Annotated in this window: 19 protein-coding genes; 6 read left to right on the top strand and 13 right to left on the bottom strand. The window is 65.0% G+C overall.

Translation table 11 applies throughout. From position 1 onward, the window contains the following. Positions 1 to 231: 231 nt before the first annotated feature. The gene (locus tag NV348_RS36315; protein ID WP_447151296.1) at positions 232 to 1041 is read right to left on the bottom strand and encodes a hypothetical protein; all 810 of its coding nucleotides are present in this window, start codon (positions 1039 to 1041) and stop codon (positions 232 to 234) included. A gap of 132 nt (positions 1042 to 1173) precedes the next feature. On the opposite strand from NV348_RS36315, the gene NV348_RS36310 reads away from it, so the two are divergent. From NV348_RS36310 to NV348_RS36300, 3 genes are all read left to right on the top strand, one after another. Next, a complete protein-coding gene (locus NV348_RS36310) occupies positions 1174 to 1452 on the top strand; it encodes a hypothetical protein (RefSeq protein WP_447151295.1) in 279 nt (92 codons plus the stop codon). A 291-nt stretch (positions 1453 to 1743) separates the two neighbouring features. Then, complete coding sequence (locus tag NV348_RS36305; protein WP_447151294.1) at positions 1744 to 3033, top strand: hypothetical protein; 1290 nt, start codon at positions 1744 to 1746, stop codon at positions 3031 to 3033. Beyond that, the gene (locus NV348_RS36300; RefSeq protein ID WP_447151293.1) at positions 3030 to 3683 is read left to right on the top strand and encodes a GDSL-type esterase/lipase family protein; all 654 of its coding nucleotides are present in this window, start codon (positions 3030 to 3032) and stop codon (positions 3681 to 3683) included. The genes NV348_RS36305 and NV348_RS36300 overlap by 4 nt, the downstream gene beginning before the upstream one ends. Before the next feature lie 110 nt (positions 3684 to 3793). On the opposite strand, the gene NV348_RS36295 is transcribed toward NV348_RS36300, so the two are convergent. The 12 genes from NV348_RS36295 to NV348_RS36240 form a co-directional block, all read right to left on the bottom strand. Further along, a complete protein-coding gene (locus NV348_RS36295; protein WP_447151292.1) occupies positions 3794 to 4492 on the bottom strand; it encodes a phosphotransferase in 699 nt (232 codons plus the stop codon). Further along, a complete protein-coding gene (locus NV348_RS36290; RefSeq protein WP_447151291.1) occupies positions 4489 to 5310 on the bottom strand; it encodes a class I SAM-dependent methyltransferase in 822 nt (273 codons plus the stop codon). The genes NV348_RS36295 and NV348_RS36290 overlap by 4 nt, the downstream gene beginning before the upstream one ends. A gap of 29 nt (positions 5311 to 5339) precedes the next feature. Next, complete coding sequence (locus NV348_RS36285; RefSeq protein ID WP_447151290.1) at positions 5340 to 5861, bottom strand: P-loop NTPase family protein; 522 nt, start codon at positions 5859 to 5861, stop codon at positions 5340 to 5342. 50 nt (positions 5862 to 5911) lie between these two features. Then, positions 5912 to 6946, bottom strand: a complete 1035-nt coding sequence (locus NV348_RS36280; protein WP_447151289.1) for a hypothetical protein — start codon at positions 6944 to 6946, stop codon at positions 5912 to 5914. Then, the gene (locus NV348_RS36275; protein WP_447151288.1) at positions 6943 to 8661 is read right to left on the bottom strand and encodes a carbamoyltransferase family protein; all 1719 of its coding nucleotides are present in this window, start codon (positions 8659 to 8661) and stop codon (positions 6943 to 6945) included. Before NV348_RS36275 ends, NV348_RS36280 begins: the two co-directional genes overlap by 4 nt. After that, complete coding sequence (locus NV348_RS36270) at positions 8658 to 9611, bottom strand: thymidylate synthase (protein WP_447151287.1); 954 nt, start codon at positions 9609 to 9611, stop codon at positions 8658 to 8660. The genes NV348_RS36275 and NV348_RS36270 overlap by 4 nt, the downstream gene beginning before the upstream one ends. Then, positions 9608 to 10624 carry an NAD-dependent epimerase/dehydratase family protein gene (locus NV348_RS36265; protein ID WP_447151286.1) on the bottom strand — a complete coding sequence of 339 codons (1017 nt, stop codon included), beginning with the start codon at positions 10622 to 10624 and terminating at the stop codon, positions 9608 to 9610. The genes NV348_RS36270 and NV348_RS36265 overlap by 4 nt, the downstream gene beginning before the upstream one ends. Positions 10625 to 10812: 188 nt before the next feature. Beyond that, positions 10813 to 11175, bottom strand: a complete 363-nt coding sequence (locus tag NV348_RS36260) for a hypothetical protein (RefSeq protein WP_447151285.1) — start codon at positions 11173 to 11175, stop codon at positions 10813 to 10815. Continuing rightward, the gene (locus NV348_RS36255; RefSeq protein ID WP_447151284.1) at positions 11165 to 12061 is read right to left on the bottom strand and encodes an SAM-dependent methyltransferase; all 897 of its coding nucleotides are present in this window, start codon (positions 12059 to 12061) and stop codon (positions 11165 to 11167) included. Before NV348_RS36255 ends, NV348_RS36260 begins: the two co-directional genes overlap by 11 nt. A gap of 108 nt (positions 12062 to 12169) precedes the next feature. Continuing rightward, a complete protein-coding gene (locus NV348_RS36250; protein ID WP_447151283.1) occupies positions 12170 to 12781 on the bottom strand; it encodes a Scr1 family TA system antitoxin-like transcriptional regulator in 612 nt (203 codons plus the stop codon). 228 nt (positions 12782 to 13009) lie between these two features. After that, positions 13010 to 13462, bottom strand: a complete 453-nt coding sequence (locus tag NV348_RS36245) for a DUF8176 domain-containing protein (RefSeq protein ID WP_447151282.1) — start codon at positions 13460 to 13462, stop codon at positions 13010 to 13012. Between the two features lie 938 nt (positions 13463 to 14400). Then, positions 14401 to 14661, bottom strand: coding sequence for a hypothetical protein (locus NV348_RS36240; protein WP_447151281.1), 261 nt, complete (start codon positions 14659 to 14661; stop codon positions 14401 to 14403). A gap of 452 nt (positions 14662 to 15113) precedes the next feature. Between NV348_RS36240 and NV348_RS36235 the strand changes: the two genes are divergently transcribed. From NV348_RS36235 to NV348_RS36225, 3 genes are all read left to right on the top strand, one after another. After that, entirely contained in the window at positions 15114 to 16526 is a 1413-nt protein-coding gene (locus tag NV348_RS36235) for an NsdA family TPR-like regulatory protein (protein WP_447151280.1), read from the top strand. A 7-nt stretch (positions 16527 to 16533) separates the two neighbouring features. Next, positions 16534 to 17004, top strand: coding sequence for a hypothetical protein (locus NV348_RS36230; RefSeq protein WP_447151279.1), 471 nt, complete (start codon positions 16534 to 16536; stop codon positions 17002 to 17004). 477 nt (positions 17005 to 17481) lie between these two features. Next, on the top strand, positions 17482 to 17844 hold the full coding sequence (locus tag NV348_RS36225; protein WP_447151278.1) for a VOC family protein: 363 nt from the start codon (positions 17482 to 17484) through the stop codon (positions 17842 to 17844). Positions 17845 to 17974 lie beyond the last annotated feature (130 nt).

The following is a 17974-nucleotide window of genomic DNA, read 5'->3' as shown; positions in this document are numbered from 1 at the left end:
TCTGCAACCAACCGTGCCGGGCTCCGTCGTATCCGGGCATCCCCGGTGACCGCTCCACGCCGAGGGCTGAGTGTTGGCTCGGGTCAGCGACCGAGCTCTATCCGCCGGGGCGCCGAGCAGGTCGGCGGCTGCGGCGGGGGAGTTGCAACTGCCGGTGGCCGGGGCGCAGAGGCTCGCGCGGTGCGGCGCTTGACCTCGAGTTCGGTCATCCAACCTTTCAGTCTCACGGGGTCAGAGATGCGACGTGGCGCGCTGGTCGTACAGCGTGAACGCTTCGTTGACCATGAGCATCGCCGCGCTGGCCGCCTCGACGATCTCATTCGGGTTGGCTTCGTCCTTGCTGTACTGTCTACCGTCGTCTCCGACGAATGTGCTGGTCGGTCGACGCAGCAGAGTCGGCCAGCTCAGGCCGTGCGCGTGGCCGGACTGGGTACACCACAGCTGCGTGATGCGCCGCGCGGTGCCACCGTTGCCGGGGTCGAGATGCTCGGCCGCGGCCTCGATGACACTGGTTTCCGTCGGCTTGTCCTCGCGACGGAAGTTGAGACCCAACTCCTGAAGGGCGACCTCCTTCAGCTCGTCCATCTCGGACTCGACGTGGTCACGAGCCGCGATCGCCTTCGGGTCCGTGGGATCGGGCGGGCTGTCTCTCACGAACTTCACTAAATTGCGCATATCCTCGAAAGCCGCCCACAGCGCGCGCTCCTGGCGCTTTCGCCTTTCAGTGGGGCTCAGAATCCACACCGTTCGGGATGCGGCGAGCAGCGACGTACGTGCGAGGGTGAAGTAGCCGAGCGGCCGGTATCCGACGTTGTCGATACCGTCGATCATGAGACGTAGATGCTCAGACCCGGCTACCAAACCTTGCCGCGAGTAGAGGTACACCGGCCGCTTCGAGTGGAGGCGGTCATCGCCAAACATGGGGCTGGACGGTTCCGCAACATTCGTCCCTTCGAGCCAGTCGCGCCACACGACAGTGGCCTGACGGACCTTGTCGAGCCGGACAGTCCACTCGGGGCTGAGTTCTACGCTGCTGCTCATAAGCACGGCACCCTATCTGCGGTCACCGACTTTCCGCGCGAGGTTTTCATCCTGCCCTCGACTCGAGGGTGACACGCGGGCAGCGTGTCGTGACACGGGTCACTTGCAGCTACTAGGGCAGGGTGCGAATATATGTTCGAGGAATGGGCCGACCAGTTCGATCCGCCCTCGTACCATGTCATCGAGCCGCCGCACCGGGGGATGATCGACCTCGGCCAGTTGGTTATGGCACCGGCAAGCTTCGACGTCGGTGGCGAAGACGAGGCCGTTGTGCGCGAGGGCGGCCAGGGCGATGGCGTGTTGCCGGATCTGGGTCTCAGCTGTCGGTTGAGCGCTGTCCATTCGGGATCCGTGGGTGTGGTCGGCGTTGTCGCGGTTGCTGTTCGACCTTGGTCAGGGGTCGTGCGGTAGGTCAGGGCCAGAGGAGGCGCGGTGGTCGTGGGCTCGGTTGAGATCATCGGAGCTTCTCATTTGGTGGCCTCCTGATGCCGTGGCCGGTAGCGCGGAGCGATCAGGCGAGGTGCGTAATCGCCTGCGCGGTAGCATTTCTGATGCCCGTTATGGCTGCGAGTAACGGCGTGTGGAACCGCATAGCGGTGGGGTACCGTAGGTATTTCTGGTCCGTTTACCAGCTCAGATGCTGAAACTTTGGGGGCGGCGATGATACGAGGGCGGGGGTGGACCGGCTTCGAAGCAGCTGCGTTGCAAGAGGCGATGCGTAGATCGAACCGAGAGTTCGCCGCGCTGTTGGGTGTTGAGACGACCACTATCAACAATTGGCGTGCGGGATTGAGCGCGGTCAGACCCCGGTCCAAGGCGCAAGAGATCCTCGATACCACCTACCGGCAACGCGCCAGCCCAGAAGATCGGTTGCGGTTCGATCAGATCGTGGCCGAAGGCGAGGCGGCGTGGCGGCGACGGCATCGACCGCGAATGCGGCAGCCAGCCACGACAACCCATCCTGGCACCGGCCTGGCGTTGAACGGCTCGAGCAGTGGCTTGCCCGAGGACGGCATGTTTCAGTTGCGGCGAATCCTTATGGGCTCTATTCCGAGCACTCCACCTGGCACCGACTTGGAGTTCACAGCTGCGGTTCCCTACGTCTGGGACTTATTCTTCTCGGCTCGGTTCAGCGAAATGCAGCGGATACTGCCTGGCGTCCTGGCAAGCGCGTACAACGCAATTGAGGACACCGCGGGCGAGTCGCGGAGCCAGGCAAATATTTCGCTTGCCCAGTTGCTCCATGCCTCCTCGAACCTCTTGGGCTACGCAGGTCAGACGGACTTGGCATCCCTGGCGCTTCTCCGCGCGGATCAGTTCGCGGCTGAGAGCGGAGATAACCTGACTCGCGCTGCGATCAGAGGATCTCAGTCGTGGCTTCTGGCTAAAAACAATATGTACGACGACGCGGTCGCCCATGCTGAACGAGCGGCTGCGGAAATCGAGCCTCGTTTATCCACAGCTACACCTCGCCATATCGCCATCTGGGGAGAGCTTCTCTGCTATGCAGCGTTCGCTGCCTCACGATCAGGGGACTATCGCGAAGCGCAGAGGTTCCTCCGTTTGTGCGACGCAGCTGGGACTCAGTTGGAAGACGCCTATGTCGATAGGCCCGAGGTGTCCAACGTGTTTGGGCGCACCTCGGCTGCTAGTTTTGGTGTTATCAATGAGATGGGGGCTAGTCGGCCGCGTGAGGCTCTGAAACTTGCGGCTGCTGTCAGGAGCGGCGGCCCGGGAATTCCGCCCACCCTCCAAAGTCGCAGGCTCATCAACGTTGCCCAAGCCCAGATCCACAGCCAAGACGATGCGGGAGCCGTTGGCACCCTGCGCGACGCTTGCGCGCTGGCACCGGAATTCGTTGGTCACATCCCGCTGGCACACACTCTGACCCATGAGCTACTGGCCCGTCGAGGTCTGCAACGGCCCGATGGGCTCGACGATGTGGTCAACTACCTCGGCGTATCCGCCCAACCTCTAGGAATCCAACCTTGATTGTTAATCCTGACGCCTTTACCGTCTTGTGCTTCGGTGACTCCAACACCTTCGGCCAACCGTCTGAAGGACGCGGTCGCTGGCCAGTCGACGTGCGCTGGACTGGGCGGCTACAGCAACGTCTGGGTAGCGGATACGCCATCATCGAGGAAGGTCTCGGCGGCCGGACCACTGACCTCAACGATCCCGATCGTGACGACCGCAACGGCCGTACATACTTTCAACCCTGCCTGCGCAGCCACTCACCCTTGGACATGGTCGTGATCATGTTGGGAAACAACGATCTCAAGACCAAATTCGGGCGACAACCAGATGCGGTCGCCGTCGCCCTCGAAGGCTACCTCGGCAACGTCGAGCGCACGGCCTGGACCCGCACCGGCGCGGTTCCTGCGGTATTGCTGGTCAGTCCGATTCATCTCGACGCGAGCCAACCCAATTTCGCAGAGCAAAATTCCGAGTACGACGTTGACTCGGTATGCAAATCACGTGAACTCGGTGATGCGATACGTCGCGTCGCCGTCAGGCGCGGAGTCCTGTTCGCCGACGCGGCTACGGTGGCGCGTCCGGGTATCGACGGCGTCCACCTGAGCCGTGATTCACACGAATCGCTGTCACTTCTGATAGCCGAGAAGATCGAAGACTGTCGATAACTCGAGCTGCAAGCCAGCGAATTGGTGCTCGCCGCGGGTCGGGCGTTGGGTTGGCCGCACGGCTGGACCGTCCGACCAGAGCTGACACCACCGACGAGTACGGGGTGGTGTCAGCTCCGTTGCCAGCCCCGAGGCCGGACCGTTGGCCAGTCGTAGGTGTAGCCGTGGCGGCCGAGATAGCGGCTGGTGAGTCGGTGGTGGATCTCGGTGTAGAGCTGAAGCTGATGAATGTCGCAGTGGGCATTGGCGATGCCGGTGGTCTGTGTGTTGTAGCGGTTGAGTGTGCGCTCGATGAGGTCGTAGGTCAGCGGCCCATGGGTCATGGCGGCGCTGACAACGAGTTTGGCGAGGTCGTAGCCGAACGGTGCCAAGGTCAGGTCATCGAAGTCGATGATGGCGACCTCGTCGTCTAGGAGGATGAAGTTGCGGATGTTGCTGTCTTTGTAAAGGGCACAAGGTAGTTCTGCCTCGGCGAAGTCCGGCGGCAGCACAGTTGCACGGGGCGAGACGAAGTCGACCAGTCTCAGAGTTGTTGTCGCCTCGTATGGCCGGTCGAGTCGCGATGTATGTAGGTGTCGGGTGTATGCGGCGGTGTGGAGAACTCCGAGGGATGCGGCGACTTCCGGCAGGTCCGCAGGCTCAGGTTGGCGGCCTTCCAGATGTTCGAGAACCATGCGTGTGCCGGTGACCTCGTGTAGTTGCGGAATGCGCACTGTGGCATTGAGGCGGCGTAACCAATCATGATGTGCGCGAGCAGATTCCGCGCGACTCGGTGATGCATAGTGTTTGACGAAGGTTGTCGCGCTCATGGTTGGCTGCTCGCGGCGATGTAGGTGACGGTCGAGGTAGCCGTGAGTGGTCGATCGTGGGTTCGCCGTCGAAGTTCGGCCGCGAGGTCTCGTGGATTGGTCCCCAGCCATTGGGGCAGTTGATATTTGGGGACGGTGACGGCGTAGGCGGCGAGGTGGTCGAAGTCGGTGAACCGGAACGTATGGTCGCGGTGAATGACCTCGCTGATCTCGAGCCCGGTGGCGACGATGTCGGCGGCGTTGGCGCTGTGGAAGGTGTCGTACAGACTCGGCCGGCTGGTCGCCTGTGGGTCGAGACCGGTGTCGACCATGAGCTGGTCGATCTCGTAGTAGCTTTCGGCCGATTTGGTGGCCAGAATCGCCCGCCCGCCCGGTGCGAGGCAGCGCGCGATCTCGGCGACGACATCAGCGGGCCGTGTGGAGTGGTAGAGACAGAACGCCGCCACGAGCACGTCGAAACTGGCGTCCGGCAGCGGTAGGTGATGGAAGTCGCCGCGCACCGTCTCCACAACGAATCCGAGGTGGGCGGCGCGTTTGGCCACGGTGGACAGGAATGCCGGGGAGATGTCGACGACGGTGTGGCGGGAAGGTGTGAAAGCTTGGGCGAGAGCGAGGGTGACTGTGCCTCGGCCGCAACCGATTTCGCACACCGCCGGACTCTTCGGTGCGTGGTGTGCGGCGAGGCCGACGATGGTCGCGGTCGCGTTGTCGCCGCTGGTTTTGGCGGTGAGCAACGCGCTGGTGCGTTGCTCGGTGCGCCCGGCGTCGGCGTAGAGGCCCGCGACGGAGTCGGGATCGGTGAAGGGGGTGGAGGTCATGGACGGTTCGCCTCCGAACTATTTCGGTGTCAGCTGCTGGTGGAAGATTGAGCGCGCAGGTGGGCGAGGTAGCGGGTGGCCTGGCGGCGGCTGGTCAGCGTGACCAGCTCGACGTGCTCACCGTGTTCGGCGATCAGCTCGCGCACGCGGGGGCGCATCTGTGCGCGGTAGCCCCAGATGTAGCGCAGGAATCCCCAGGTGATGCGGTCGTAGACGCCGTCGCGGTGTTGACCGCCCCGGTAGCGCCAGCGCCGTTGCAGCACGCCGGTGATGCACGTGATCGCGGGCAGGTCGAGGAAGATGACGGTGTCGGCCGCCGCGAGTCGAATCGGCAAGGTGCCCGCGTAGTTGCCCTCGACCAGCCAGCGCGGTCCGGCGACGAGGCGCTGTTGGATGGCCTGGAATTCTTCGGCTGGCAGGGGCTTCCAGTCGGCGTCGTAGTAGACGGCGTCGAGGTGGGTCAGCGGGAGCTCGAGTAGGGCGGCGAGCTGGTTGGCGAGGTGAGTCTTGCCGCTGCCGCCGCAGCCGATGATCACGATTCGCTGGTCCACGCCCGGCGACCTTACCTGCCCCGACTTCGGCGGTTCGGGAGGCTGCCCGGTCACGACCGCGCCCCGCTCCGAGAGAGGATTCTGTCGAGGGCGTCGAGCTGGCGGGAGAGCCGGAAGATGTCGAGCTTGGCCAGGCACTGTGCCAGGAGGTCGGCGTGTGCCGGTGTTCCGGCAATGCGCCGCAGTGCCGCCAGTTCGGTGGTGATGTGTGCCGCGCTGGTGACGTGCAGCCGGGTGGGGGTGAAGTGGGGTGCGCTGCGGATGTAGGCCGGGGTCAGCGGCAGACATCCGGCAAGGACGGCTTCCGGCAGGCGCTGGGTCATCTGCCCGACTGCGGCGTAGCGATCGGGCAACAGCAGCACCGTCGCCAGGGCGTCGCCGTGGATTTGGGCGACTTGGGGGAACGGGACGCGGCCGATGAACTTCACGTGCGGCCATCTGCGGGTGTCGGCCCATTTGCCCGCGACGAGGCAATCCTGGCGTCCGCTCGCCGGGGTGGCGAAGTAGGTGTCGAAGGTGTCGTCGCGGTCGTATTGGTTGCCGACGTAGGCCAGACTCAACGGTCGAGCCCGCCGCGCGAGGGCGTCCGGGTCGGCGGTGGCGAGGGCGGTGTCGGCGACGGGGAACAGCAAGCTGACCGCGCCGTCGGTGGGATACAGCGCCGCCTCACACACGGTGACCTGGGGTGTGTGGCGTAGCGGATGACCGGTCGGTAGTTGCTGGTCTTTGTCCCACACAATCGTGGGTAGCCCGCGTCGCAGGGTGTAGTGGTCGAGCAGTTGGTGTTGCCGGTGCAGATCGCAGGTGTGGCCACGGGTACCGCAGGGTGTGGTGTTGCGACGGGGGATCGGCCACCGCCATTCCAGAAACAGCGCGTCGAGTTCAGGGAGTCCGGTGTCCCAGGTGTAGGTGCGAGTGAGGTCGGTCCCGGCTTCGATCCTGTCGCGGTCGGGCTGGAGGAACACGAGGTCGTGGCCGAGAGCGCGCAACCCGTCGATGAGGGTTCGGCGGTGGCTGCGACCTCCGTCCGGGGTGTCGGTGATCCCTGGGCCAAGGAAGCCCCAGAAGCTGTAGCCGATTCTCATTTGCTTACCCACCAGTCTTCGACCATCACCGCGTCCAGGCCACTGGCGAGCAGGCAGTCCAGTGCCATGTCGGGGGTGCCGCAGATCGGTTTGCCTTTGACGTTTAGTGAGGTGTTGATCAGGACCGGAATGCCGGTGATCTTGGCGAACTCGGTGATGACCTCTGCCAGGAACGGGTTTTGACCTTCGGTAAGGGTTTGTACGCGGGCGGTGCCGTTGGCGTGCACGATCGCCGGTATCTGTTCGCGTGCGAGTTCGGTGACCGATGAGGCGATCGACATGTACGGCGCAGGTTGGGGCAGAGTGAAGTAGTCCGACGCGGTAGCGGTGAGTGTGACGGGCGCGAACGGCCGGAACGGCTCCCGGAACTTGACGGTGTCGTTGAGTTGCTTGACGACCTCGGGGTTGGCCGGCGAGGCCAGGATCGACCGGTTGCCCAGAGCACGAGGTCCCGCCTCGAGTGGTCCGCGGAACACTCCGACGACGGCACCGGCGGCGAGGGCCCCGGCCAGATACTGGGCAGGGTGCGTGGGTTTGGTCGCGGTCAACCCGAGGCGCGGATTCTTCGACAGCACGACGTCGGCGAAGGCGGGCCCGAGGTAGCAACGGTCCTGGATGCCGGTGGCCAGTTTCCCCGTACGGTCCAGATACGCGGCGATCGCGGCACCGATCGCGGTACCGGAGTCGCCGGGAGCCGGTGGCACGTGCACTTCGTCGAACAGCCCGGATTCGACGATCTTGCCGATCGCTACACAGTTCGCTGCTACACCTCCTGAGACACACAGCAACCGTGCGTCGGTCAGTGCGCGAGCGCGAACCGCAAGGTGCACCATGACCCGCTCGGTGCGTTCTTGCAGGGCGGCGGCCAGATCGCGGTGGACCTGTTCGATGGGACCGTCGCCTCGAGGCGGGCAGCTGCGGCTGATGAACTCAGTGCTGACTCGCGCGAAGCGGCGCGAAAGGACCCGCACCGGAAACAACTCCGGGTTCAAGACGAACCCGGTGTCGGTGATCGGAATAGCGTCTCTCATCAGCGACCGGAATCGGTTGGGGTCACCGAGAGCGGCCAATGCCATGACGGTGCCCTCCTCGTCACCGCGACGCCAGCCGAGGTGTTCGGTGACCGCACCGTAGGCGTAGCCGAGGGAGGCCGGATCGTCGATGGCGTCGATGATGTCGTAGGTGCAACCGCCCCCGGGAGTGCGATGGGCGCGAGCGATGGTGGTGGTCTGGATCTCGCCGAGACTGTCGACCACCAACACAGCGGCGTCGTCGTAGCCCGAGGACGCGAACGCATACAACCCGTGCGCCCGATGATGCAGGATTTGCGAGTTCGACGCGTGCGGAAACAGCTGACCCAATCGCATTGTGCGGGTGCGTGTTCGGGCGGCGACCCGGGCGAAGCTCGCCGCACGCGGTAGCGCCCTGCCCCGTGTCTTCGGGTCTACGAAGTGTCCACCCAGCTGTCTTGTGGCGGCGAGGTAGCCGGGGGCGCGGAAGTTGTAGGCGACGGTATCGATCAACTCCGGGACGAGATCGCTTTCCTCGAGCAGCCAGTCCACTGTGTGGGCGGGGTAGTCCTTGGTGTGTTTGCTGTTGTTGAGGCGTTCTTCTTCGGCGAACCCGAGAAGGTGGCCGTCGAGGACCAGGGCAGCGGCGGAATCGTGTGTCCAGGAGCAAAATCCGAGGACCGCGCGAGGGGTGTTGGGGGTCATGATGCGTGGGCTCCTTGCTGCACCTGGATGGATGCGAGGTGGTCGTACCAGCGCTCCAGGGCCCGTGCGAGGTCACTGTCGGTGTGAGCGAGCAGGGTTCGGGCGTGGTCGCGGTGGCCGGTGGTCCAAGCTCGGTAGCTGGCCAGGATGTCGGCGAATGCCGCCCATGGCCCGGTCAATCCGCGAGTGGGTGGCGCGGTGATCGTGTTGCGCAGCACCTGGTCGGCGATGTTCCACGGGATCGCGACCTCCGGCATGACCGGGGAAGGGTCGGGATCGTGGGCGAGTTGTTCAGCGGCGCTGGCATGTTCGGCGTAGAGGTGTAGCGAGTCGATGTGGTGGTGGTATTCGCCCAACTCGGCACCGAGCCACCCAGCCAGCAGCTCCTGGATCAACGTGTTGGTGAAGATGTCGTAAGGGAACCCGAGCCACACATCTTGGCTGCGCATGGTGGTGTGCATGTGCAGGCGCCCTCGCCGCAGATAGAACCGGTAGCCCAGGGTGCAGGGGACATCGCGGTGCCCGCGAGTGTCGCGTTGCGGGTCGTAGAGCTGGATGACCGCTTGGCGGGAGTCGGGGTCTTGTTGGAGTAGCTGGCGGGTCCGGTCGAGCTGGTCGATGCCGTTCCATCGGCGCATTCGCGGCCCGTACGCGCCGCGCAGGACTCCGTCGTCGGCGTAGCGGGTCAACGCCCGGTTGTACTGGAAGATCCAGTTGTCATCCGAACCGGACAGAATCCACAGCGCCTCGGCTACCGCGAAGGCAGGATTGAGCAGCCGCAGCGGCGGCACGTCGACGAACCGCCGACGCGGCTGAGTCAATCGCAGGTGCGCGCCGAGGATTTCGGTGGTGGCCATGCCCCGAGGGCTGACCGGCTCGCCGAAATCAGTGATCGCGCGGCACGCGGACGTGAACAGAGTGTTGGCGTTGTCGGCCGTGAGCACGATCATCGCGACACCACCTCGGCGACGGCAGGCTCGGAGAACGTTTGTGGCGAGGGTTGTTTGACCATCCAGTCCAGCTGCCGGGCGATCCCCTCTCGCAGCTCGATGTGCGGTGAGTACCCGATAAGCACGCGTGCCAGCGTGAGGTCGGCGCGAGTCGCCTCCACGTCGCCGGGCCGGGGCGCTTCCATGGCGAGTGGCACTTTGCGGCCGGTGATCTGCCCGATCAGGGAGATCAGCTCGAGCATCGACACACTGGAACCACCACCGACATTAACGATCTCGGCGTCGGCGTCCTGCGGCATCGCTGCCGCGGCGAGGGTCGCGGCGACGATGTCATCGACGTAGGTGAACTCCCGTGACTGCTGGCCATCGCCATACAGCGGTACCGGAACCCCCGACAGCACCGCCGCCAACACCCGCGAGATCGCCATATCTGCTCGTTGACGGGGGCCGTAGACGGTGAAGTACCGCAGCGCGACCACGCTCGTGCTGGTGTCCGGTCTCGCAGCGTGCGCCATGCACAGGTGTTCGGCGGCGAGTTTCGTCGCGCCGTAGGGCGACATCGGATAGGTCGAGTCGCTTTCCTTGCTCGGACCTGAAGTCTGCCCATAGACACTCGAGGAGGAAGCCAGCACCAGCCGTGGGACCTGGGCGCGGTCGCAGGCAGCGAGAAGACGTTGGGTAGCAACGACATTGGAGGCCGCGTAGTCGGGGAACCTGTCGTCCCAGGAATCTCGAACGCCGGGCACCGCAGCCAGGTGGAACACGACCTGGGCGCCGGAGATCAACTCGTCGAGCTCGTCGGTGGCCAAATCAGCTTCGTGCAAGGCCAGTTGAGGATTTGTGAGCGCGTCGGCGAGATTGCGGGCAGCGACAGGGTCGGTGTGTACCGACCGACGGTCGATCGCGATCACATCTGTCTCGCGAGCGAGAAGTGCGTCGGTCAGGTGGGAACCGATGAATCCGGCCGCGCCGGTGACGACGACTCGGGTCGGGGTGGGCGATGTGGTGGTCAATTGAGGTGCCTCTACTTTCAGTTTGCACTGCCAGGCAGGCTGTGAGGTGTGGGCTGCTCGTTAACGTGAGCGGAGATCAGCTCGTGCAGCGTCGCTTTCGTCACGGTGTCGGCTGGGGCGAGGATGTGGGCGGCAACCTGGGTACGGGTGATTGATCCTGTGTCCCCTCGACCGGTCCACGAGTGCCGCTACTTGACGGTGTCGGCTTTCGTGTAGAGCGGAATCTTGCCGCTGGCGATGTCTCCCACGACGGAATGATCGTTTCGTTTCCCGCATTCGGCGCACAGACCGAACACCAACACAACGGGTGTGTCCGAGACCGTCACGTACTGAAAGCCGGAGTCCAGTACGGACGTACAGCCGGTCTCTCGCGAGACGACGATCATGGCTTGCTCGTAGGTCCAGCCCAACCGAATGAGGACCAGTACCTGCCAATCGCCCGGCCCGTGTACCGCGATCGCGGTCGTGCAGTCGTTCTCGCACACCACGCAGCCGCCGTTGCCGATCATCTTCGGCGGGTCGGTCCCTTCGTGCACCATGTCATCGGGCACCGTGCACCCCCACGGGTCGCAGCTGGCCGATGGCGGCGTAGGCGCTCAGGTCCCACGCCGCGCGATGGCGGGGCGTGAGGGCCGACAACTGCCGGACTCCGTCCCCGTCCCCGTCGTAGCTGTCGCCGTTGTTCCCGTCCCCGTCCCCGTCCCCGTCGTCTCGGTTGGGCTTGGGTTCCCACCGGTGCGGGACGACCAGTCCGGGCGCGAGCAGTTCGTACCGGGCGAACATGGCCGCCATCTCGTCTCGCCCGCGTGGGTGATAAGGAATGCCCACACCGCGAAGGGTTTCGGCGGCGGCCTGGATGTGCTGGGGGTAGAACTCGTCGGTGACGTGGGTGAGCACGAGCCATGTCCCGACCGGGAACCGCTCGGTCAAGTCGGCGAGCACGGCGGGGGCGTCGCTGATCAATTCCGCGGTGCCCGACATACACACCGCCAACGGTGCCGTCATGTCCATCACGCCCTCGATATCGCGCATGATCGCGTCGGTGTCGGTGATGTCGGTCTCGGCGAAGAACCGGGTCGGCGGTTCGTGCAGCATCGCCCGGCCGTGAGTGGCCGCGAGAACGTCAAAGTCGACGTAGAGCGTCCGGGCGGTGTCGCGGTGTTGTTCGGCGATGTCGTGAATGTTCGGTGGGTGGGGCAGACCGCACCCTAGGTCAACGAACTGCGACACCCCGTGACGCTCGGCAAGGTGCCCGACCGCGCGGCGGGTGAAACGACGGGATTCGGTGATCGCGGGCCGCAGTGTGCTGCTCGCCAGGACCTCGGCTAGCGTCTTGTCGCATTCGTAGTGGTCTTTCCCGCCGAGGAAATAGCTGTGCAGGCGCGCCAGGGTGGGCTGGTCGGGGTTCGTCGAGGATGTTGGGCGGGTGGGGGTCACGGTGTGGGCTCCTGCCGTGTCGTGTGCGACGCAAAGACCCCGATCCATTCCCGGTGCCTGTGGAACTGCGTCGAGGGTTGTTCCGGGTCTCGCGGGCGGTCGGTCGGATCAGATGCCGGAACCGGTGTGGCTGGCCAACGCGCGGACGAGGATGGCGTGGGCTTCCTCGCCGTAGACCGCCGTGGAGGCGAGCAGGCCGAAGGTTCGTTCGACCAGTTCGACCAGTTCGATGATGTCGGCGTCCTCGAGCGGATCGATGATTTGCTTGTTGTCGGCGTCGGTGGCGTAGCTGAAATCGAAACTGTCTGCTGGGGCGAGGAATTCGGCGTTGAGCGCGATGATGCCGATGCGGACGTGCGCACGGGCGGTCAAGATGTTCATGAGGTGTCTGATCTGGGTGGACATCACCTCGCAGCTGCCGACGGTGAGTCGTAGCGCGGCCTCGTCGATGAGCATGTGGAAGTCGTACCCGGGCCGGTCGAGCGCGGTCTGGCGTTGCAGCCGTGCGAGCGCGAGGGCCTCGCTGTCGTCGTCCATGCCCATCACGGCCGAGCATCTGTCGAAGAACGCATGGGCGTAGTCGTGGGTCTGCAACAGTTCCGGGAGGAGTTTGGTGCTGTAAGAGCGCTGATTGACAGTGTCGGACTCGCTGGCGATCAGAAAGCGCTGCAACGTTTCCGGCCCGCCATCGGCGGTGTCGTACCGGCTCGTGTTGACCATGGTTCTAACCTCTCCAAGTCATTTCGTTGGTTGTGATTCGGTGGAGGGTCCACCGGGTGTGGTTCGTGTGGGTCGGGTTGGCGTCCCCGGAGGCCGGGAGGTTGGTCGGCCTCCGGGGACGTTCCCCACCCTCGGATCCGACCGGCTCGGGGGGTCGCCGGATTCGGTCCGAGGTATTCAGGTGGTCTGTGCGAAAGGCCCTGAGTCAGGCCAGGGTGATCTCGCTGATCAGAGTCGCCTCGTCGACGGTGCGGGTGGTCCGGTCTGCCGGGCGATCCAGGGCTCGGTGCCGGGCCGGAACTCGGCCACGGTCACCGCCCACCGCGCCGACTCACTGCTGGTGGTCAACGGTGAGATGCTCACGCAGTGGCGGGTATCGGCAGGCGCGGCGTCGATCCCGGTCTGCAAGCGGTCACCTGTGGCGATCGCGGAGTCGGTAGTCAGGAATCGTCGCGCCTGCTCGGCGGATCGGTCCACGTAGTAGGCGTGATTGAACCCCAGGATCGCGGCCGGGCCGCTGGTGGTGTCTCCCGGGCCGGACCCGGTGACCACCCCGGTGCTGCGTTCGTCGGGGCACGCGAACTCGGTGGCGTGCGCGGCCGGGGAGGTCATCACCGCGATCGCCGCCACTGTTGTGGCTACTGCGGCGAGTGTGCACAGCACGGTCACTGCGGTCCACACAAAGCGGCCCCAAAGGGGTTGGCGTGGAGTTGATTCGAACGTGGCATACATGCGAGGTCGCTTCCGTTGGGGGCGTGGCTTCGGGAAGTTCGGAAGGTTTGGGTGGCCCCGGAGATCGCGATATCGCCTGGGAACGATTCCGGGGCCGCCTCCGCGCGGCCGGGCCGGGTGAGGGGGTCTCAGGTCCTCACCGGGGTAGGCGCGAAGGTCATTCAGTTGGTCGGAGTCGCCCCGTTGGTCGTACGGGTCAGGGCAGTAGAAACAAGCGTTCGTTGGGGAGCCGGGGCAGCCCGGCGCAGTGACCGGAGTCGACAGCCACCGTGCAGGGTCGTCGGGCGGCGATGTCTTGGACGAAGACGAGGGCGGCAGTCAGGCAGGCAGCGAAATCCATGCGCACACTGGGGAACTGGATGGTGAGGTGGACATCTGGTTCCTCCGGGCGCGGGGACCCACCGCCGGGCGTCATCGGGTGTGCTGCCTCGGTAGGCACGCTCGGGCACATTCGAGGACAACTGCCCCGGAGGGCCGGAACTTGCTGATGGCCGGGGATATCCACGTGCGAGCCATCAATGGGTCCGGCACTGGCGAGGGCAACGCAATATCGCCCTCACGGACGACGACCACCCGCGCTTGCCAGAGCTGTGCCACGACGGCGGGGTCACCGATCGGTCGGATGTCGGACCTTACGAGGAATGTCCGCATTCCGGCGCGGGGGTGGCCGATGATCGGCAACGGCGCGACTCCACGCACATCGAGGGCGGTTTTGACCCGTTGTGCCAGCTCGGTGGGCATCATCACCGCGCCGACGAGCCCGGCTTTCATCGTGATTCGCCCGGTGTCGGGGTCGATCACGGTGGGCAGTGAGCATTCGCGGCGGTAGAACTCGCACCGTGATCGTGGTGTTTCGGTGTAGGCCGTGGGTGGTGGGCTGGTCTGTGTCATCGGGACTCCTCGGGCACCGGAGTCGTCGGGGCGTGTGGCCCTGTGGTGTCGACTGTTGGCGGTGTGGGCGCGGTGGCGAGGAAACCGGCTTGGCGCATCGCCTCGAGCGCGTTGGCCAGCTCGGCGCGCGTTGGGCGGAAGGCGTGAGTGGCCTCGATGCGGGTGAGCGTGTCGGTTGAAGGGTTCGCGCTAGTACTGGATGACCGCTCCTGCCTCGCCGCGGTGGATTGCGGGTGCAGCTCGTCGGAATGTGTCATGTGCGGGCCTCTCTGGTGGCGCTTCCGACAACGAGGGGTACCTGGCCAGCGGCTTCGCTTCGGGTGCCCCGTGATCGGGTCCTGTGTTCAATCGTTGCCTGCCAGCGGCATTGCCAGGAACCGCACAGCGGTGGCGTTCCGGTGGTATTCCGGTGGCATTTCCCGGCCAGGCACTGGGAATTGCAGGTCCTCGTTGTACGCGGGACGTGTTCGTTCGTTTGAAATAAACTGCTACTGGCCAGCATTGGATCACCCGCCTACGGTTGAGTCGCTAGGAGTTCGGTTTCGCCCGTTGCCGGAGACGAGGGACGAACTGGCAGCGGGTGCCCAACCAACCTTGCTGCCCGAGCGATCATCCCGGAAGTCCACGTAGGTACACGCGACACACGCACCGGTACACGGCTGGTACACGCTGGAACACAACCCCTTTCGCCAGGGACCAGGAGTCGACTATGAAGAAGTGGACGGGAGCAGGTGCGGCGGATTTGCGTGCAGCGCTGGATCTGTCGCACGAACGCTTTTCTGTTCGCGCTGGCATCCACATCAACACGATCAAGAAGTGGTGCAAGCGACAGGAAACGATCACCCTCCGCCCTGATCACGCAGACCGGATGGAAGCCATACTCGCTGCGGCGACCCTTGAGCAGCGAGCCAAGTTCGATCAACTACAAACCCGGCGGGCAGTCGCGCCCGGCGTCTTCGAGGTCGACCCTGATCCGCCGATCTGGAAAGCGTCGTGCGAGGACGTCGCCGACGACCTCGCACGAAAGGACCTCCTCGTGGATCGCCGCGAAGCCGCGACAACGCTTGTAAGTGTTGTCGTCGGCGCGTACCTCCTCGAACCTCTCGAACGCTGGTTACGCCAACAGCGCGGGACGGCTCGACCTGTTCCGGTCATTACCGGCACCGGCAACCAAGAACTCGACGAACTCGAACACGCCGCGCGATTGTTCCGGGAGTGGGACGACAAGTTCGGCGGAGGACTACGCCGCAAAGCCGTCGTCGGCCAACTGTCCGAGGTGAACGACATGGTGGCCGCTGAAACCAACCAGGGGCGACGCCAGCGTCTCGGCCACATCCGTGCCCTGCTCGCCGAAACGGCAGCCACCATGTCCTGGGACTGCGGTGAGCAGCACACCGCGCAGGGTTACTACCTGCTCTCCGCCCGCTCCGCGCGTGACGCCGACGACCCGGGCCTGTTCGCCAACGCACTCGCCGGCCTCGCCCGCCAAATGCTGACTCTCCAACCCGAGGGCCACGGAGTGGACCGGATCGCCTACTCCCACGCGCGTGCGAACGATGCCCTCGAACTCGTGCGCCTGGCCCAGGATGTCGTCGGACGGTCGGTCACTCCGACCACTCGCGCGCTGCTGTACACCCGTGAAGCGTGGGCGTACGCCAAACTCGGGCGGCCTGCTGCATTCCATCGCGCCGCCGATAAGGCGCATGGCGCCTTCGGCGACGCCCGCCCAGCGGAGGACCCGTATTGGCTGCATTACTTCGATGCAGCGGAATTGTCGGGCACACTGGGGGGCCGTTTGCTTGAACTCGCCCGCACGCAAGCTGAGTTCGCGGACGAAGCCGCTGAGGCGATCACCTCGGCCATCACGATGCGTCGCCCTGAACGCTGGCGTTCCAGTGCGCTGGATCGCCTCGGAATCGCTGAGGCGCGGCTTATCCAAGGCGAGTACGCGGAAGCTCTCCGACTCGGCGAAGCCGCCCTCGAAGATGTCAGTAGGACAAGTTCCGATCGTGTCCGGGCGAAAGTTCTGGAGGTGTATCAGCGCACAGGCGAACACGGCACCAGCCGACCAGCGGCACAGCTGCGAGACATGCTGTACCCGCTGGTGCTGTCCCCGGCATGATGGCGACATGAGGATCAGCGTCACCGGACACATGAACATCACCCCAGCGACAGCCGAACTGGTGCGGGAAGCGGTCATCGATCTGCTCGACGGAACCCCCGATCTCGTGGGGATATCGTGCATCGCGCGCGGGGCCGACAGCGTCTTCGCCGAAGCCGTCCTCGACATCGGCGGCCAGCTGGAGGTCGTGCTGCCCTCACGCGACTATCGGGAAGCGAAGGTGAAGCCCGACCATGCCGCCCAGTTCGATGCGCTGATCGCTCGTGCCGCCAAGGTGCGAACAATGGACTTCGACAGTGCTGGCCGCGAAGCCTACGAGGCCGCGAACGAGGCGCTCGTCCAGGGCGTAGATCGGATGATCGCGGTCTGGGACAGCCAGGACGGGCAGCGCGCGGGCACCGGCACCGTGGTCGAGCTGGCGCGCAAGCACGGCATCCCGGTCGACATCATATGGCCAGAAGGCGCAGCGAGGGCATAAACCGCTCCACGAAGTCGCCGGTGCCTACGAGTTGGTTGCCGAGCTGACATCTCCCTTCTGAAAGCTGAGTGAGGTTGGCGATGACAGCCTCCGGTTGAACTTGTCTCGCAGGAGCAGCCGCTCAACCTCTTCGCAGCTCCAGCTATTGCCGGTGCAAGGCCACTTGCTTGCTGGGCGGTTGAACAGGGTGGTGAACCGGTTCAGGCGCACGGCCGAGCGAGCTCCGGGGCGGGGATCGCAGAGTTTCCGCAGTCTCGGCTCCGCGTCCACCACGCGCGTCCCGCTCGCCGTCGCCCGCGAACCGGTCGGGTCGTTCCCGCCGGGGGTGGCGGCGCAACGGTGCACACGACCGAGCCCGAGACGAGCGCTGTCGGCCGCCCGAAAAGGAGTGGAGCTTGGCCACGACTGTGCGGTTGAATGACTAGCCGCGGCGGGTCGCCGCGCGGCCCGCGCACAAGGATGACTGAGGAGTCGACGATGCCGATCGCCACACTGCGAGGCGTGACTCTGGACTGCGCCGATCCCCGGGCTCTGGCCCGGTTTTACCGAGAGCTGACAGGCATGCAGCTCGGTTATGACGCTGACGATTTCGTCGCCCTGACCGATGGTTCGGGTTGCGACCCGGGCTTCCAACGGGTCGACGGATACCGCGCCCCGCGGTGGCCCGGTCAGGACGTGCCCCAGCAGTTGCACATGGACCTCAAGGTCGAGGACCTCGACGCGGCGGAGAAGCTGGCGCTGCGATTCGGCGCGGTGAGACCGGACCACCAGCCGGGCGGAGACCGGTGGCGGGTGCTGCTGGATCCGGCCGGTCACCCGTTCTGCCTGGTCGTCGTCTGATAGCAGCAGGATAATGTTCTCCGCTCCAGCCATGTTGAGCCGGTCATGAGTTGCAGGTCGACGCGTCAGCCCGCCGATCCAGATGGGACGGGCGTGGAGAAATTTGCCATATGGGACACAAGGTGTCGGT

Source organism: Nocardia fodinahabitans, from assembly GCF_052983615.1.
This window is presented reverse-complemented; position numbering and strand designations above follow the sequence as displayed.

Excerpts from the sequence above, each read along its gene's own strand:
- NV348_RS36315 (WP_447151296.1), bottom strand. The coding sequence starts at position 1,041 with ATGAGCAGCAGCGTAGAACTCAGCCCCGAGTGGACTGTCCGGCTCGAC.
- NV348_RS36310 (WP_447151295.1), top strand. The coding sequence starts at position 1,174 with ATGTTCGAGGAATGGGCCGACCAGTTCGATCCGCCCTCGTACCATGTC.
- NV348_RS36295 (WP_447151292.1), bottom strand. The coding sequence starts at position 4,492 with ATGAGCGCGACAACCTTCGTCAAACACTATGCATCACCGAGTCGCGCG.
- NV348_RS36290 (WP_447151291.1), bottom strand. The coding sequence starts at position 5,310 with ATGACCTCCACCCCCTTCACCGATCCCGACTCCGTCGCGGGCCTCTAC.
- NV348_RS36280 (WP_447151289.1), bottom strand. The coding sequence starts at position 6,946 with ATGAGAATCGGCTACAGCTTCTGGGGCTTCCTTGGCCCAGGGATCACC.
- NV348_RS36275 (WP_447151288.1), bottom strand. The coding sequence starts at position 8,661 with ATGACCCCCAACACCCCTCGCGCGGTCCTCGGATTTTGCTCCTGGACA.
- NV348_RS36270 (WP_447151287.1), bottom strand. The coding sequence starts at position 9,611 with ATGATCGTGCTCACGGCCGACAACGCCAACACTCTGTTCACGTCCGCG.
- NV348_RS36250 (WP_447151283.1), bottom strand. The coding sequence starts at position 12,781 with ATGGTCAACACGAGCCGGTACGACACCGCCGATGGCGGGCCGGAAACG.
- NV348_RS36240 (WP_447151281.1), bottom strand. The coding sequence starts at position 14,661 with ATGACACATTCCGACGAGCTGCACCCGCAATCCACCGCGGCGAGGCAG.
- NV348_RS36235 (WP_447151280.1), top strand. The coding sequence starts at position 15,114 with ATGAAGAAGTGGACGGGAGCAGGTGCGGCGGATTTGCGTGCAGCGCTG.
- NV348_RS36230 (WP_447151279.1), top strand. The coding sequence starts at position 16,534 with ATGAGGATCAGCGTCACCGGACACATGAACATCACCCCAGCGACAGCC.
- NV348_RS36225 (WP_447151278.1), top strand. The coding sequence starts at position 17,482 with ATGCCGATCGCCACACTGCGAGGCGTGACTCTGGACTGCGCCGATCCC.